At 69.0% G+C, this 15,011-nt stretch carries 16 protein-coding genes; 8 read left to right on the top strand and 8 right to left on the bottom strand.

The genetic code is table 11. The features are described from left to right. Positions 1–45: 45 nt before the first annotated feature. Positions 46–2,205: an RNA polymerase recycling motor ATPase HelR gene (helR, locus tag ACI3KU_RS11050; RefSeq protein WP_404922364.1), complete on the bottom strand. Its 2,160-nt coding sequence runs from the start codon at positions 2,203–2,205 to the stop codon at positions 46–48. A gap of 282 nt (positions 2,206–2,487) precedes the next feature. Between helR and ACI3KU_RS11045 the strand changes: the two genes are divergently transcribed. Then, a complete protein-coding gene (locus ACI3KU_RS11045; RefSeq protein ID WP_404922363.1) occupies positions 2,488–3,327 on the top strand; it encodes a universal stress protein in 840 nt (279 codons plus the stop codon). Here ACI3KU_RS11045 and ACI3KU_RS11040 read toward each other — a convergent pair whose 3' ends face one another. Continuing rightward, on the bottom strand, positions 3,328–3,939 hold the full coding sequence (locus ACI3KU_RS11040; protein ID WP_404922362.1) for a M15 family metallopeptidase: 612 nt from the start codon (positions 3,937–3,939) through the stop codon (positions 3,328–3,330). A gap of 87 nt (positions 3,940–4,026) precedes the next feature. On the opposite strand from ACI3KU_RS11040, the gene ACI3KU_RS11035 reads away from it, so the two are divergent. Both ACI3KU_RS11035 and ACI3KU_RS11030 read left to right on the top strand, forming a co-directional pair. Continuing rightward, positions 4,027–4,692, top strand: a complete 666-nt coding sequence (locus ACI3KU_RS11035) for a response regulator transcription factor (RefSeq protein WP_404922361.1) — start codon at positions 4,027–4,029, stop codon at positions 4,690–4,692. Next, positions 4,689–5,786 (top strand): sensor histidine kinase, encoded by a 1,098-nt coding sequence (locus tag ACI3KU_RS11030; RefSeq protein ID WP_404922360.1) that lies wholly within the window; start codon positions 4,689–4,691, stop codon positions 5,784–5,786. Before ACI3KU_RS11035 ends, ACI3KU_RS11030 begins: the two co-directional genes overlap by 4 nt. A 42-nt stretch (positions 5,787–5,828) precedes the next feature. On the opposite strand, the gene ACI3KU_RS11025 is transcribed toward ACI3KU_RS11030, so the two are convergent. Beyond that, on the bottom strand, positions 5,829–6,845 hold the full coding sequence (locus ACI3KU_RS11025) for a MerR family transcriptional regulator (protein WP_404922359.1): 1,017 nt from the start codon (positions 6,843–6,845) through the stop codon (positions 5,829–5,831). Between the two features lie 75 nt (positions 6,846–6,920). Beyond that, positions 6,921–7,433 carry a lipocalin family protein gene (locus tag ACI3KU_RS11020; protein ID WP_404922358.1) on the bottom strand — a complete coding sequence of 171 codons (513 nt, stop codon included), beginning with the start codon at positions 7,431–7,433 and terminating at the stop codon, positions 6,921–6,923. Positions 7,434–7,582: 149 nt separating this feature from the next. Here ACI3KU_RS11020 and ACI3KU_RS11015 point away from each other — a divergent pair, with 149 nt between their 5' ends. After that, on the top strand, positions 7,583–7,939 hold the full coding sequence (locus ACI3KU_RS11015; protein WP_404922357.1) for a hypothetical protein: 357 nt from the start codon (positions 7,583–7,585) through the stop codon (positions 7,937–7,939). A 4-nt stretch (positions 7,940–7,943) separates the two neighbouring features. On the opposite strand, the gene ACI3KU_RS11010 is transcribed toward ACI3KU_RS11015, so the two are convergent. Next, a complete protein-coding gene (locus ACI3KU_RS11010; RefSeq protein ID WP_404922356.1) occupies positions 7,944–8,567 on the bottom strand; it encodes an HAD family hydrolase in 624 nt (207 codons plus the stop codon). A 124-nt stretch (positions 8,568–8,691) separates the two neighbouring features. Between ACI3KU_RS11010 and ACI3KU_RS11005 the strand changes: the two genes are divergently transcribed. Then, entirely contained in the window at positions 8,692–10,290 is a 1,599-nt protein-coding gene (locus ACI3KU_RS11005; protein ID WP_404922355.1) for an AMP-binding protein, read from the top strand. A 24-nt stretch (positions 10,291–10,314) separates the two neighbouring features. Here the strand turns inward: ACI3KU_RS11005 and ACI3KU_RS11000 are convergent, their stop codons facing one another. Next, a complete protein-coding gene (locus ACI3KU_RS11000) occupies positions 10,315–11,121 on the bottom strand; it encodes a sulfite exporter TauE/SafE family protein (RefSeq protein ID WP_404922354.1) in 807 nt (268 codons plus the stop codon). A 60-nt stretch (positions 11,122–11,181) separates the two neighbouring features. Between ACI3KU_RS11000 and ACI3KU_RS10995 the strand changes: the two genes are divergently transcribed. From ACI3KU_RS10995 to ACI3KU_RS10985, 3 genes are read left to right on the top strand one after another with little or no spacing between them, the layout of a single operon-like run. Beyond that, entirely contained in the window at positions 11,182–11,601 is a 420-nt protein-coding gene (locus ACI3KU_RS10995; protein ID WP_404922353.1) for an SRPBCC family protein, read from the top strand. Continuing rightward, positions 11,598–12,008 (top strand): EVE domain-containing protein, encoded by a 411-nt coding sequence (locus ACI3KU_RS10990; protein ID WP_404922352.1) that lies wholly within the window; start codon positions 11,598–11,600, stop codon positions 12,006–12,008. Before ACI3KU_RS10995 ends, ACI3KU_RS10990 begins: the two co-directional genes overlap by 4 nt. After that, entirely contained in the window at positions 12,005–12,448 is a 444-nt protein-coding gene (locus ACI3KU_RS10985; RefSeq protein WP_404922351.1) for a MarR family winged helix-turn-helix transcriptional regulator, read from the top strand. Before ACI3KU_RS10990 ends, ACI3KU_RS10985 begins: the two co-directional genes overlap by 4 nt. Positions 12,449–12,931: 483 nt before the next feature. Here the strand turns inward: ACI3KU_RS10985 and ACI3KU_RS10980 are convergent, their stop codons facing one another. Both ACI3KU_RS10980 and ACI3KU_RS10975 read right to left on the bottom strand, forming a co-directional pair. Beyond that, positions 12,932–13,519, bottom strand: coding sequence for a flavin reductase family protein (locus ACI3KU_RS10980; RefSeq protein ID WP_404922350.1), 588 nt, complete (start codon positions 13,517–13,519; stop codon positions 12,932–12,934). Positions 13,520–13,908: 389 nt separating this feature from the next. Then, complete coding sequence (locus tag ACI3KU_RS10975; protein WP_404922349.1) at positions 13,909–14,964, bottom strand: NAD(P)H-dependent flavin oxidoreductase; 1,056 nt, start codon at positions 14,962–14,964, stop codon at positions 13,909–13,911. Positions 14,965–15,011: the final 47 nt, after the last annotated feature.

Here is a 15,011-nt window from a genome sequence, read left to right as displayed (position 1 = left end):
CGGTTCAACCGCGACGCGAGACGAAGGCCCGCACTCATACGAACGTCACGACAGCAGCACGAGCTCCTGCGTGGGGCGGGTCATCGCGACGTAGAGGTCCACGGCGCCGGTGATGTCGTCACCGAACGCCTCCGGGCGCATGATGATCACGAGGTCGAACTCCAGTCCCTTCGCCGTCACCGGCGTGAGGGAGCGGACGCGCTCATGCCCGGCGAATGCGGATGATCCGAACGAGTCATCGGCGATCACCGCGGCAAGCCCCTGCGGTTGACTCTCCAACCACGACCGCAGCACCTCGTCACGCTCCGACACCGATCCGTAGCGGACCGGGATGCCCGACTCTCGTACCGACGTCGGCACGTTCGCGTCCGGGAGCACCGCGCGAATCACCGGCGCCGCCGCCGTCATCACCTCGGACGGGGTGCGGTAGTTCACCGTCAGCCCGCGCTCTCGCACGTCGCGGATGCCGACACGCTCGAGCCGATCCCGCCACGACTCGGTGAACCCGGCGCGGGCCTGCGCCCGGTCGCCCACCACGGTGAAGCTGCGCGACGGATCGCGCCGCAGCAGCATCGCCCACTGGGCGTCGGTGAGTTCCTGCGCCTCATCCACCACGACGTGCGCGAACTGTCGCGACACTTCATCGCGCGCGAACCCCGGCAGCGAATCCCAGTCCACGAGCTTCTCGCGGAGGGCCGCGCTGTCTTCGCCGCGCAGCATCATGATCGCGCCTTCGCCGTCATCGTCCGCGTCGACCAGATACTCGACGATCTCGGCGCGGTACTTGCGTTCGACCGCTTCCGCAGCATCCCGCTCGCGCTGCGCCTCGAACCGCCCCGGATCTCCCACCCGGAGCCGCACGGCGTCCACCAGCGGGAGATCGGCATCGGTCCATGCTCGGGGATCCTCCCGCTGCAGCAGCGCGACCTCCTCCGCGGACAGCGACGGAGCCACGGCCGCGAGCGCGGTCGGATCCGAGTACAGCCGAGCCAGGACATCGCCGGCCTCGAGGATCGGCCACACGGCATGGAAGGCGGCGGCCAGCTCGTCGTCGCGCTCGAGCGCACGACGCAGATAGCGGGCGTTGGCGGCGTCCTCACCGTACCGGTAGACGAGGATGCGCAGCATCTCCTCCCACACCGCACCGCGGGCTTCGTTGTGCACCTCGCCGTAGTCGATGGCCTGCATGGCGCGTTCCCAGTCACCCGGAGTGATGCGCATGTCGGCCCACTCGGTCTCGATGACCATGTCGTGCTCCGGCACCTGCTCGAAGAACGGGACGGCGTCTTCGACGGCGGCAACCAGCGCCAGCGACTGCTTCAGCGCCCGCACCCGCGGATCGAGCTCGGGTACGGCAAAGGCAGACTCGGGAACGAGCTGGTCCAGCGTTCCGATTCGGACGCCCTCCTCCCCCAGGCTCGGCAGCACGTCCTCCACATACGAAAGGTACGGCTGGTGCGGTCCGATGAACAGCACGCCGCCACGGCGCTCGTCCAGTCGCGGATCGGCATACAACAGATAGGCGGCACGATGAAGCGCCACCACCGTCTTGCCGGTTCCGGGCCCGCCGTCGACGACGAGAGCGCCGTGCGAGTCGTCGCGGATGATCGCGTCCTGGTCGGCCTGGATCGTGCCGAGAACGTCACGCATGCGTGCCGATCGACTGCTGCCCAGGCTCGCGATGAACGCAGACTGGTCATCGAGGGCCACCGCATCGGTGAGGGCCTCGGGGGTGAAGCCCTCATCCCAGTAGTCGGTGATACGACCACCCGTCCACCGATAGCGTCGCCGGCTGGCGAGTCCCATCGGATCGAGGTGGGTGGCACCGAAGAACGGTTCTGCGGCGGGGGTGCGCCAGTCGATCAGCAGCCGATTCCCATCCGCGTCGGCGAGGCCGAGACGCCCGATCCAGATGGGGGCAGATCCGTCGGCGGGCGTCATTCTCCCGAGGCAGAGGTCGACCCCGAAGCGCTGCAGCATCCGCAGGCGCGCGGCCAGCCGGTGCACGGCGAAGTCGCGATCCAGGCGCTCCTGGTTGTTGCTTCCGCCGACGCGGGAGGCATCGGCCAGCCGCTGCGCGGTGTCGAGGAGCTGGTGATCGATCGCCGCGGCGATCTCGGCGAAGCGCTGCTCATCGGGCCCGATGAGGGCCGGGGTGTTCTTGAAGGCGAGGGAGTCGGATAGAGCGAACGGGGAACGAGACAAGGCATCAACTCCGGTTTCACACGAGCCGGCGGGACGCGGCGCCAACGGGTGAGCACCGGGTCCGCGACGGCGCAGAGTTCACCATTGTGCACCCGCGAGGGGCCCTTGCGGCAAGGCCCCCTCCCTGGCGTATCCTGGATACAACGGGAGGCTCCAAAACCTCCCGTTCGTCGTCTGTCGAAGCCGGTGACCACCCGTGAGCGACTCGCGTCCACATTCACGGCCCGTGGCATCGTCCCCCGCCGGGCGATGCGAGAGGCTCGTCATGAAAGGACGGGAATCATGGGCGGCAACACCATCCTCGTGGGGATCACCGACAGCGACGCGGGCCTTCGGGCCCTCGACTGGGCCGCGGAGCGCGCGGCCGCGCTGGGCCAGGACCTCCACGTCATCTCCGTCATCGGCGGAGCCACCGGAAGCGTCGGCGATCAGGCCACACGCGATGAACGTGAGTTCCAGACCGAGCAGCGCCTGAGGGAGATCGTCCGTCCCCGGCGTGAGGCGGGCCTCCCGATCACCACGGAGGCGATCAGCGGCGATCCGGTTCGCGTGCTGCTGGAGCGCTCGAAGGATGTCGCACTCCTCGTGATCGGCAGCGACCGGCTGGCCGACGACCCGCGTGCCCGCGGCGAACACGGATCGCGCATCACGGCGGGAGCAGCCTGCCCGGTGGTCGTGGTCGCCGAGATCGTGGAGCGGGAACGCTCGGGCGTGGTCGTGGGCGTCGACGGATCCTCCATCTCGGAGGCGGCGATCGCCTTCGCCGCCGGTGAGGCCGTCCGTCTGGGTGAGCCGCTCATCGCTCTGGGTGTGTGGACGCCGCTGCAGGCGGTCTCCAGCCCCGTGCTCATCACCAGCGAGTACAAGGAGTCGCTGCAGACGCTCACGAAGGAGACAGTCACCGCGGCCGTCGCCGGCATCCGCGAGGCCCACCCAGAGCTGGAGGTGCGCGTGGAGGTCGAGGCGGGCTTCCCGTCAGCCGTGATCCTCAGCCACGCCCGCACGGCACGTCTGGCGGTGGTGGGCAGCCACGGTCGCGGTGCGATCGCACGGTTCCTGCTCGGCTCGGTCAGCACCGAGGTGCTGGCGCGTCCCACATCCGTCATCGCCGTCGTTCGCTGATCAGCCCTGCAGCCGCGGATCCTCGGTGGGATCCGTGTAAGGCACCGGACACGCCCCGGACTCATCCGTGCCGGTGAGTTCGAAGTGCCAGGGCTCGTTGTTGTACACGTTGCACAGCCCCCACTGCGCGCCGTACTGGATGAGCCAGGAGTAGGCGTCGGTGAAGCCCACGTCCACCGCCTCCCCGCGGACGTGTGCGGAGGTCTTCGGCGTCGCCACCCAACGCGCGGCCTCCTCGGCGCTGCCGTAGTCGGCGACGGCGTCATCCAGCAGCTTCTGCTGATACCGCTCGGTGCGCCAGCCACTCGTCACGCGCAGGTCGATCCCGTCGGCCTCTGCCGCAGCGGCCGCGTCCCGCAGCGCCGCCAGCAGGTCACGATTCAGACCCGCGATCGCGGCCTCCGATCCATCGGTGTCCAGCGGCTCACCGTCGGGAACCATGCCGTCCGCCGCCCCGATCTCACCGGTCGGCTCGATCTGTCCCGCCACCGCCGGCCGCGGGGACAGCGCCTGGGAGACCGCCGCCGCCACCACGCAGATGATCAGCGTCAGCACGAGCGCGACGAGGGTGAGACGGAGGACAAACGGGGGTCGGGTCTGGGTGCGGTTCATGGTGCTCATTCCACGCGAGCGCGTGTTGCCACGGCGTATGCCGAAATCGATACGCCCGCGATACACCGCGATCCGTAGGCTCAGAGCATGCGAGTACTGATCGTGGAGGACGAGCCGTTCCTGGCCGAGGCCATTCGCGACGGCCTGCGCCTCGAGGCGATCGCTGCGGACCTCGCCCTCAACGGCGACGCCGCGCTCGAGCTGCTGGCGATCAACACCTACGACGCCGTGGTGCTGGATCGGGACATCCCGGGTCCATCCGGTGACGAGATCGCCCGCCAGATCATCGCGTCGGGCGTCGGCACGCGCATCCTGATGGCGACGGCCGCCGATCGACTGGACGACAAGGAGAGCGGCTTCGAGCTCGGAGCGGACGACTACCTCACCAAGCCGTTCGTGCTGCGCGAGCTGGTGCTGCGGCTGCGCGCGCTGGCGCGTCGTCCGCGTGCCACGCTGCCGCCCGTGCACGAGGCCGCCGGTCTGAAGCTGGACACCTTCCGCCGCGAGGTCTACCGCGATGGGCGCTACATCCCCCTCACTCGCAAGCAGTTCGCCGTGCTGGAGGTTCTGATGAGCGCCGAGGGCGGCGTGGTGAGCGCGGAGGATCTGCTCGCCCGTGCCTGGGATGAGAACGCCGACCCGTTCACCAACGCGGTACGCATCACCATCTCGGCACTGCGCAAGCGCCTCGGAGAGCCGGGGCTCATCCACACCGTGGCGGGTGTGGGCTACCGCTTCGGCGAGACCGCATGAACATTCCGTACCGGCCCCGCGGGCTCTCGATCCGCATGAAGCTCACGCTGACCTACGCCGGAGTGGCCGCCCTCGCCGGCGGGGTGATCTGGGCGGTCGCGCTGGCTTACGCCGTGCGGTACGTGCCGACGGGGCCACTGCACGACCCGGACCGCGGCTTCATCCCCAACCAGCAGGATCTCCTCAACGCCTTCCTGCCTCGCGCCACCCTGGCATACGCGATCGTGGTGCTCGCCGGCTTTGTCGGCGGATGGTTCCTCGCCGGCCGTATGCTGCGTCCGGTGCGCGCCATCACCGACGCCGCACGACTCGTGAGTCAGGGCTCGCTGTCGCACCGCATCGCGATGCCGGGTGCGGGAGACGAACTGCACGATCTGGCCGACGTGTTCGACGACATGGTGGCGCAGGTGGAGGGACGACTCAACGAGCAGCGTCGGTTCGCGGCGAACGCGTCGCACGAGCTGCGCACGCCACTGGCGGTGACGCGCACGATGCTGGAGGTGGCGGCCACGGATCCCAACGCGGACACCGAGCAGCTGATCGCGCGACTGGCCAGCGTGAACGACCGCGCGTCCGCCACGATCGAGGCCCTGCTGCTGCTGTCACGCGTCGACAATGTGGCGGTCACCCGCATGCCCACCGACCTGTCGCTCGCAGCGGAAGAAGCACTGGAGTCGGCCCTGCCGCTGGCCGAGAGGCGCGGCGTCACGCTGATCCAGCGCTGCGATCCGGCACCCACCGTCGGTGATCCGGTGCTGCTGGTGCGTCTCGCGGCCAATCTCATCGGCAACGCGATCGCCTACAGCGGTGCAGCGGAGCCGACGATCTGGGTCTGCACCGAGACCCGACCCGGGGGACGTGCGGTGCTCACGGTGGAGAACACCGGCGCGGAACTCAGCGCCGAGGCCGTGGCCACGTTCACCGAGCCGTTCGCCCGCGGCGAGCGCACCGCGCGTCGCGCCGAGGGCGACACCGCCGGCGTCGGGCTGGGGCTCGCCATCACGGCGTCCATCGTGCGCGCGCACGGCGGTTCGCTTCAGCTGCAGCCGCGCCCGGGCGGCGGGCTCTATGCGGAGGTCTCGATCCCGTCCTGAGCCGGCTCAGTCGCCTGAGCCGACTCAGTCGCCGATCCTGCCTCAGCTGCCGATCTCGACGATCACCGCGGCCGCGTTGTCCGGCGCGCCGGCGTCTTCGATCGCTGCGGCGAGCTCGTCCCGCGCCGCGCCTACGCTCGTCGCGGTCGTGAGGATCTCCTCGATGCGCTCCGGCGGCAGCACCGCGTGCACTCCATCGGTGCTCAGCAGCAGCCAGTCACCGCGAACCACGCGGACGCCGGTGACGTCTGGCTCGGTGGGTAGCCCGGCAGCGATCGCGCGGTTGAGCACGGCCCGGCGCGGATGCAGCCGCGCCTCCTCCTCGCTCAACCGCCCCTCCGCCACCAGCGTCGCCACCTCGGAATGGTCGAAGGTCAGCTGACGCAGCACGCCCTCTCGCAACAGCCAGGCCCGCGAGTCACCGAGGTGCGCGATCGTGGCCACATCACGGGCGAGAGCCACCACCGTCAGAGTGCAGCCGCTGTCCGCGTCGGTTTCGGCGGCCGCGGTCGCGAAGGCCGCCTCCAGTCCGGCGGCCTGGTGTCCCGCCCGCCGCACCTCGTCGATCGCACGATGAGCCGCCGCCGCGCCGGCGGGCCCGAATCCATCCGCCACCGCCCACGCGTCCTCCGTCTCCCAGACAGCGTCGGCCTGTTCTGCCCGGCCTCCCTGCAGCAGCAGCGTCTCCGCGCGAGCCGCGGGCGTCTTCGTCGTGGTCATCTCGATCTCCTGTTCCCGAAGGTCAGCGATGAGTCCGTGCACGACGCCGCGCCGCGACCGCAGATCCGCCTCGGTCTGACGCCAGTACGACGTCAGCTCGGCGGCGGCTGCCGCGGCCGGCAGATCGGCGATGGTGCGGATACGCGCCAGCGGCACGCCCACGCGACGCAGCGCTGCCACCAGCCGAGCCCGTTCCACCTGCTCCGGGGCGTAGCTGCGGTACCCCGTCAGCGGGTCGACCGCGGCCGGGGCGAGCAGGTCGAGCCGGTCGTAGATCCGCAGCGCCTTCGGGGTGAGCCCGGTCAGTGCGGCGAACTCGCCGATCGTGAATCGCACCATGTCTTCTTCCTCATCGCGTCGGCGACGGCCGCCGACAACACGAGGTTCAGCCCTGACCCCGGGGCAGACGCAAGCTCATTCCACCATGTCGTCGGTGACGCGCCCGCCGGTCTGCACCGGATGGATCCACGCGGCGAGATCGAAACCCTGCCGCTGAGCCTCCATCAGGAACTCCGATTCCACCTCTCCCGACAGCCGTGGGGTGCGCGACAGCAGCCACAGGTGCTTTCGGTCCGGGGTGCCCACCAGCGCCACGGTGTAGTCGGCGTCGATCTTCAGCACCCAGTAGTCGCCCTCCGTGAAGGGGAGCCAGCGCAGCGCCTGGGGCAGGAACGACACCTTGAGGCGGCTGAACGCGCCATCCGCCGGCCGGGCGATTCCGACGGCCCGACGCGGCTGGGCGTCGCCATCGAAGGAGCGGTTGTCGACCCGCACGGTGCCGTCATCCAGGAGGGTGTACTCCGCGGTGATGTCCGCGCCATCCGTGGGCTCCTGCAACAGCGGGAGTCTGCCGATCTCGTACCAGAGCCCCGCGTACCGCACCAGATCCACGGCATCCACGGACGTGACGTCGGTCTTCTCCGCCATGATCACTCCTCACGTTCTCGTCGTCCGAGCCTAGGTCGTGCATCATGCATAGTCTCGGTTCCTCCGGCGTTCCGTTCGGACTCCCACCCCACCGTCAGGTTCGTTCATCGTTCATCCCACGGACTCTCGCGCCCGCTACGCTCCCCGACATGTCGATGGAGCACGCGGGACCGGCGACCACCCTGGTGCGTGGGCTGCGGCGGCTCGATCCCGGCGACTGGCAACGGATCGAGGCCGCGGCGTTCCACGCCGAGCCGGGCGTGCTGGACACTCTCGGCCGCACCCCGGAGCCGCAGGGGCTCGGACGGTGGTTGAGAACACGGCACCGGCCCGCCACGCTGGCGACGAGCCTGGCGGCACTCCCCGCACCGCGGCTCGCGGCGATCCGCGAGGATCTGCTGCGTGCCATCGCGGACCTCCGCAACCGTCAGCTCATCGACGACGCCACCGCGGTCCGCGCCGCGGAGGCCCCACCGGGCCGGCTCGGCATGCGGCTGTCGGCGTAGACGATCAGACCAGGTCGACGAGAGTCCGCAGCTGGGAGATGCGCGCCGCCGTGGGGTCCGCCAGGTGCTGGTGCCCACCGCCGAAGTGCACGAAGCGCGCCCCGAGCGCGCGGGCGATATCGCGATCATGATTGGTATCGCCGATCATCAGCACGTCCGCGGGATCCACTCCCGCACCCTGCACCCACGCGGCGATGACGTCATGCTTGGAGGCAGCGTACGGATCCGTGATGCTGAGCACCGTCTCGAACTGATCGGCCAGGTCGAAGGGTCGCAGCTGCTCGTTCAGGAGATCCGTGAGCGTCGCCGATGCCAGCACCTGGCGCACTCCCCGCTCGCGCAGCAGGCGCATCGTCTCGCGCGCATCGGGATGCAGCCGAGCCGTCCGAGCGGACGAGTCGAGCACACGCAGATACAGATCGGCGGCCTCGCGGAACTGTGCGGCAGTGATGCCATGGCGCGCGTAGAAGTCCGCGAGCGGGAACCCAAAGCTTGCCCGATATGCCTCGGTGTCCGTGATGGGCTGACGATCGTATGCCTTGAGCACGTGATTCATCGCCCGCAGGCACCGGTCGACGTCATCGAGCAGAGTCCCGTTCCAGTCCCAGCACACGACGCGCACAGCCATCCCCCGACCCTAGCCGCCCCGACAATCGGGGATGCGCGTGCGCATTTTGGTGCGCTGCGAATGCACCTCACGTGCTTGAATCCTGAGTAGCGGCACCGAGGCCGCCTGAACGATGGAGTTCCCTGTGTTCGAGAGCACCTTCCCCGACGTGGACATTCCCGATGTCACCATCTACGACTACCTGTTCGCCGACCTGACGGATGAGGATGCGGCCCGCATCGCGTTCATCGATCCAGCCAGCGGAGCCGAGACGAGCTACGGCGCACTGCGCGGCCAGATCAACGCGTTCGCCGGCGCGCTCGCCGCGCGCGGTGCGGGCGTCGACACCACCCTGGCGCTGCTGAGTCCCAACATCCCGGCGTTCGCCACGGTGTTCCACGGCGCGCTGCGTGCCGGCATCACGGTCACCACCATCAACGCGCTGTACACGGCCGAGGAGGTCGCCCATCAGCTGCACGATGCCGGCGCCACCTGGCTCGTCACCATCTCCCCGTTCCTGACGCAGGCGAAGGCCGCCGCGGCAGAGCACGGCATCGACGACGACCACCTCATCGTGATGGACGGCGCCGAGGGGCACCCGAGCCTGCGCGATCTGCTCGTCGAACAGCACCCCGCTCCCGAGGTCTCGTTCGACCCCGCCACACACATCGCGGTGCTCCCCTATTCATCGGGCACCACCGGGCTTCCGAAGGGCGTGATGCTGACGCATCGCAATCTGGTCGCGAACGTCCAGCAGGCGGACATCATGCTCGACGTGACTGCCGAGGACCGGGTGCTGGCCGTGCTGCCGTTCTTCCACATTTACGGCATGACGGTGCTGCTGAACCTCGCGCTCATTCAGCGCGCCGCTCTCGTGCCGATGCCGCGATTCGACCTGGTGCAGTTCCTGGAGCTGATCCAGAAGCACCAGTGCACATACGTCTTCGTGGCACCGCCCATCGCCGTGGCGCTCGCGAAGCACCCCATCGTCGACCAGTACGACATCTCCAGCATCCGCATGCTGTTCTCCGGTGCTGCGGCCCTCGACGGCGACACCGCGACACTGGCCGCAACGCGCGTGAAGTCGAAGATCCGTCAGGGCTATGGCATGACGGAGATGAGCCCGGCATCGCACATGATCGGCTTCGACGATGAGACCAGCCCGATCAGCTCCATCGGCCGGCTGCTGCCGAACATGCAGTGCAAGCTGGTCGATGCCGAGACCGGCGCGGAGGTCACCGAGTTCGGCGAAGACGGGTTCACCGAACCCGGCGAGATGTGGTTGCGCGGACCGAACGTCATGGTGGGCTACCTGAACCGTCCCGACGCCACCGCGGAGACGCTCGACGCCGAGGGCTTCCTGCACACCGGTGACATCGCCAAGGCGCACCGCGACGGCTACTACACGATCGTGGACCGGCTGAAGGAGCTCATCAAATACAAGGGCTACCAGATCGCGCCCGCGGAACTCGAGGCGCTGCTGCTGCAGCACCCGAAGATCATGGACGCCGCGGTCATCGGCGTGGACGACGAGGACCACCAGGAGATTCCCAAGGCGTTCGTGGTGGCAGCACCGGATTCGGGACTCACCGCGGAGGAGGTCATGACGTTCGTGGCCGAACACGTCGCGCCGCACAAGAAGGTGCGCCGGGTCGAGTTCATCGACGCCGTGCCGAAGTCATCCGCCGGCAAGATCCTGCGTAAGGACCTCCGCGCGCGCGAGCGCGCCGCCGCCGCGTCCTGACCCGATTCGTCCCGGAGCGTCGCCTCAGCCCGCCAGGGCCGGGGCGACGTTCTCGTTCCAGACGTCAAAGCCCAGCTTGATGATCAGCACCGAGACGACAACGAGGAACGCTGCGCGGATGAATCCGGTGCCGCGGGCGATCGCCATCCGCGAGCCCAGGTAGCCGCCCAGCATATTGGCGATGCCCAGCACGATTCCGAGCCCCCAGATCACCGATCCGTGCGGGATGAACAGCAGCAGCGCACCGAGATTGGTGGCGACGTTGACGATCTTGGACTTCGCGCTCGCCTGCAGAAAGTCGTAGCCGAGCAGGCCCACCAGGGCGATCACGAGGAAGCTGCCGGTGCCCGGGCCGATCATCCCGTCGTAGAAGCCGATCACCCCGCCCACGCAGACCGCGACCGCATAGTGGCGGCGGCCGTGGAACCGCAGCGCCGCCTCACGCCCCAGGTTCGGACGCACCGCCGTGATCACCGCGACCACGATGAGAGCGAGGACGATGATCGGCTTGAACGCGGATGACGGCAGCACGGTGGCGACGAACGCTCCGCCCAGCGACCCGCACAGCGCGATGAACGCCATCGGCAGCGCCGTGCGCAGGTCCGGTTTCGCACGTCGGAAGAAGGTGACCGCGCTCGTGGTGGTGCCGAAGATCGACGCCAGCTTATTGGTGGCCAGGGCCTGCACCGGCGCGAGCCCGGGCACCAGCAGCAGCGCGGGCAGCTGCAGCAGCCCTCCTCCGCCCACGACCGCATCGATCCACCCCGCGGCGAACCCCGCGAGCACGATGAGGATCAGGGTTCCCCAGGTCAGTTCCTCAACGCCCAGCACCCCTCGAGCCTATGCCGTGCCGACTTGACCTCAGAATTAATAAGCGCGCATACTATCTGAGTGAGAGTCCTCAGCACACACCATCGCCACACTCCGCATCCGCCCAGCGCCGTCTATCGCCTGTGGGCCAGTCCTCGGGAGTGGGTGCGGTGGGATCCGGACGTCGCCGACGTCCGTTTCACCGGCGAGTCGCGAGAGGGCGCGCGCGGTTGGATGCGCCCCGCCACGGGGCCGGCCACCTCCTTCACGATCACGGAGGTCGATCCGGACCGGCTGCTCACGACCACCTCGCGACTGCCGGGGGCGGTCCTGTGCTTTCGGCATGAGGTGGAACCGGAGGGCGCCGGAAGTCGAGCGTCGGTGACGATCGGCGTGTCCGGCCCGCTGCGCGCGCTGTGGGCGATTCTCCTCCGTCGCAACTTCGCCCCTGCCGCCGAGCGCAACCTCGAGGGCCTCCTGACTCAGGTGGGTGCAGCATGAGTCGCGGCTGGCTCGGCGTGGTGTCCGCGCAGCACGTGCAGCGCGGCGTTCAGCTCGGGATTGCGCAGATCAATCACGGCAAGCGCGCCCCGCTGGCGCGAATGAGTGCCGGAGACACGCTGATCTACTACTCGCCCACCACCGTGCGAGGCGAACCCGACGGGCTGAAGTCGTTCACGGCGATCGGGACGTTTCCCGATGACGCGATCTGGCAGGCCGATGAGGGCGACTTCCACCCGTTCCGACGCCGGATCGACTACGAGGCCAGCGCTCCCGTGACGCTCGACGAACTGCGACCGCAGCTGGAACTCACCTCCGGTGCCAACTGGGGCTATCAACTCCGTCTCGGACTCATCGAGCTCGTCCCGAACGACGTGGCGATCATCCGCAAGGCGATGCGCGCATGAGCGGGCTGGAAACACGCTTCGCGGAGGCCGATGCCAGTCCCGGCTTCCTGCTCTGGCAGGCCACGAACGCCTGGCAGCGCCGCGTCCGGGCGGCGCTCGCACCCCATGACCTCACGCACGTGCAGTTCGTGCTGCTCGCGACGCTGCTCTCCCTGCAGCCGGCACCTGTGACGCAGCGCCAGCTCGCGGATGCCGCCGGGACGGACGCGATGATGACATCGCAGGTGCTGCGAGGTCTGGAGAAGCGTTCGCTGATCACCCGACTGCCGCACCCGACCGACCGTCGCGCCGTTATCGTCGCAGTGACTGACCAGGCTGTGCCGCTGGTCAACGCGGCGAATCGCGCCGTGGAAGACGCGGACGAGCGCTTCTTCTCAGCCCTGGAGCCGACGCATCTCGATCACTTCGTCCGGCTTCTGCGTGAGCTTCATACCTCGTAGTCGCGCGCGGACGTGCCGTGACTCGAAACGAGGACGATGCACTGAAACTCGGACCGAATCGGGGAGATCATCCTCGTTTCGCGTAAATCTCCTCCGTTCGCGTCACTCCGCTACGTCGTGTGACGCGTGGTGGGGGCGTGGAGACGTAGGTGAGTCCCGTGCGTGCGCGGCGCGGGGATGCGGCGTGCCGTGAGACGCGAAACGAGGACGATGCGCCGAAACTCGGACCGAATCAGGGAAATCGCCCTCGTTTCGCGCAAATCTCCTCCGTTCGCGTCGGTCAGCTACGCGGGGGGACGCGTGGTGGGGGCGTCGAGACGTGGTGGGCACGCGCGGCACGGGGGTGCGTCCCTTGCGTGGTCGCGGCGGCGCGGGGATGCGGCGCGCCGTGAGGCGCGAAACGAGGACGATGCGCTGAATCTCGGACCAAATCGGGGAAATCACCCTCGTTTCGCGCAAATCTCCTCCGTTCGCGTCGCTCCGCTACGTCGTGGGACGCGTGGTGGGGGCGTCGATGGCGGAGTGGTCGCCCAGGCGGTGCCACCGGCGGTTGACGTAGGCGAGTGAGTCGGTGGTGTCGCCCGCCGTGATGTCGCGGTTGATCCCGACCTGCAGCACCCGCGCCGCGATCACCGTCGATCCGTCGGCATCGATGGTGTCGATGATCTGACACCGCAGCCACGCCCGCACCCCGTGGAACACCGTCTCGCCCGTGGACAGTCGAGTCCAGGAGTCGGTGTCGGCGAAGCGATCGATGCCCTTCGTGGCACCGATCTGGGCGAGCTCCAGGTCCTGGGTGTCGAGCAGGTGCACGACGACTGTGTCGGCTTCGACGATCACCTTCGTGGCCGATGAGAGCGTGGTGACGGAGAACATGAGCAGTGGCGGCTCCGCGTTCACCGACGCGACGGAGGTGGCGGTCAGCGCCACGGGTCCTGAACCGGCATCCGCCGTGATGACGGCGACACCGCCCGGGTGCCCGCGGAACGCGAGCTTGAACAGCTCCGCCGTGACTTGGGCGTCCACGTGGGGCGCGTCCGCGTGCAGCTGATCGGGGAAGTCCGGACTCATACTTCGACCGTATCCCCGCAGGAACACCCCGGGATCACTGCAACGTCAAACCGCGTCACGAAACCCATGACCCGTGAGACTTCCTTCTGTGGGTGAGAATCCGCGCAACGCGGCGATTCTCACCCACGTTCGGAAGTCTCGCGAGTCATGTGTAGGTCAGCGCGGGAGGCCGGCGGCGAGGCGTACCGGGTGGCCGCGCGCGAGGGGTCGGCAGGCGCGACGGGGCAGACCGCAGACCGCGGGGCACAACGGGAGCCAGGCCGCGGGCGACGGAGGGCAGGCCGCCGCCAACCGCAGACAGCGCGACGCGACAATCGACAGGCCGCGCGCCGCAGGCAGCAGGCCGCGTGAACGCCACCCGCAGCGGGCGCTGCGGGTCATGTGTAGGGTCAGCGCGGCAGGCCGGCGGCGAGTTCGGCGAAGACCGCGGCGGCGGACGGGGTGGGGGACGACGGACGCAGCAGCGCCCCCTGGCCCGCCCACAGCGACAGCAGATCGCCGCGATCGAGCTCCGCGGCGCGAGCGCGGAAGCGTCCGGTGAGCCAGTTCTGCGCCGGGAACGGAGCGACAGAACCGCCGCTCTCGATCGTCGACACCGCGGCGTTGCGCACCCCGCGCGCGAGGCGACCACTCATCGCCCGAGTCAGCACGGTTCCGGTCTCGGGAACGGCTGCGAGCGCGGCGCGATGCGAATCGGGTGCTGCGGATTCCACCGCGCCGAGGAACGCCGTGCCCACCTGCACGCCGTCTGCACCGAGGGCGAACGCGGCCGCGACACCACGACAATCCGCGATCCCGCCCGCCGCGATCACCGGCACTGACACGGCGTCGACCACCGCAGGAACCAGCGCCATCGCTCCGATCAGCGAGTCCTCTGCCGGCGCCAGGAACGAAACCCGATGCCCACCGGCCTCGAGCCCGGTCGCCACCACCGCGTCGACTCCCGCACTCTCCAGGAAGACCGCTTCGGCCGGCGTCGTCGCCGTTCCGACCACGAGGATGCCCGCGTCGTGCAGGCGGTCCATCACGTCCGCGTCCGGCGCACCGAACACCAGGCTCAGCACTGCGGGCCGTGCCGCGATGACCGCATCGATCTGCTCACCGATATCGGGCAGGAAACGCGCCGGACGTTCCGGAATGTCCAACCCCACGGCGTCGAACAGCGGAGCCAGGGCGGTCGTGGCCGCATCCCAGTCCACGTCGTCGGGCGCAACCTCATCGCCGGTCGGAATCCACAAATTGAGCGCGAAGGGACGATCGGTCCGATCGCGAAGCTCCGCGGCTGTGCGGGTGATCCGATCCGCGTCATAGCCGTAGAGGCCAAAGGAGCCGAGCCCGCCCGCATCGCTCACCGCCGCTGTCAGGTCCACCGACGACAGCCCACCGAAGGGACCGAGCACGATCGGCGAGTCGATTCCGAGAAGTGCGGCCAGTCGCGACGTCATGCCCTCACGCTACGCCTCCCTCGTCTCCCCCTTCCCTACCTGCGCCC

This window comes from Microbacterium sp. ZW T5_56, assembly GCF_044987425.1.
Classification (GTDB): domain Bacteria; phylum Actinomycetota; class Actinomycetes; order Actinomycetales; family Microbacteriaceae; genus Microbacterium.
Note: the sequence above shows the minus strand (reverse complement) of the source record. Positions and strands in the feature narration are given on the sequence as shown.

What these genes read in the sequence shown, in the direction of transcription:
- ACI3KU_RS11045 (WP_404922363.1), top strand. Translation starts at nt 2,488, where the DNA reads ATGGGCGGCAACACCATCCTCGTGGGGATCACCGACAGCGACGCGGGC.
- ACI3KU_RS11040 (WP_404922362.1), bottom strand. Translation starts at nt 3,939, where the DNA reads ATGAACCGCACCCAGACCCGACCCCCGTTTGTCCTCCGTCTCACCCTC.
- ACI3KU_RS11035 (WP_404922361.1), top strand. Translation starts at nt 4,027, where the DNA reads ATGCGAGTACTGATCGTGGAGGACGAGCCGTTCCTGGCCGAGGCCATT.
- ACI3KU_RS11030 (WP_404922360.1), top strand. Translation starts at nt 4,689, where the DNA reads ATGAACATTCCGTACCGGCCCCGCGGGCTCTCGATCCGCATGAAGCTC.
- ACI3KU_RS11025 (WP_404922359.1), bottom strand. Translation starts at nt 6,845, where the DNA reads ATGGTGCGATTCACGATCGGCGAGTTCGCCGCACTGACCGGGCTCACC.
- ACI3KU_RS11020 (WP_404922358.1), bottom strand. Translation starts at nt 7,433, where the DNA reads ATGGCGGAGAAGACCGACGTCACGTCCGTGGATGCCGTGGATCTGGTG.
- ACI3KU_RS11015 (WP_404922357.1), top strand. Translation starts at nt 7,583, where the DNA reads ATGTCGATGGAGCACGCGGGACCGGCGACCACCCTGGTGCGTGGGCTG.
- ACI3KU_RS11010 (WP_404922356.1), bottom strand. Translation starts at nt 8,567, where the DNA reads ATGGCTGTGCGCGTCGTGTGCTGGGACTGGAACGGGACTCTGCTCGAT.
- ACI3KU_RS10990 (WP_404922352.1), top strand. Translation starts at nt 11,598, where the DNA reads ATGAGTCGCGGCTGGCTCGGCGTGGTGTCCGCGCAGCACGTGCAGCGC.
- ACI3KU_RS10985 (WP_404922351.1), top strand. Translation starts at nt 12,005, where the DNA reads ATGAGCGGGCTGGAAACACGCTTCGCGGAGGCCGATGCCAGTCCCGGC.
- ACI3KU_RS10980 (WP_404922350.1), bottom strand. Translation starts at nt 13,519, where the DNA reads ATGAGTCCGGACTTCCCCGATCAGCTGCACGCGGACGCGCCCCACGTG.
- ACI3KU_RS10975 (WP_404922349.1), bottom strand. Translation starts at nt 14,964, where the DNA reads ATGACGTCGCGACTGGCCGCACTTCTCGGAATCGACTCGCCGATCGTG.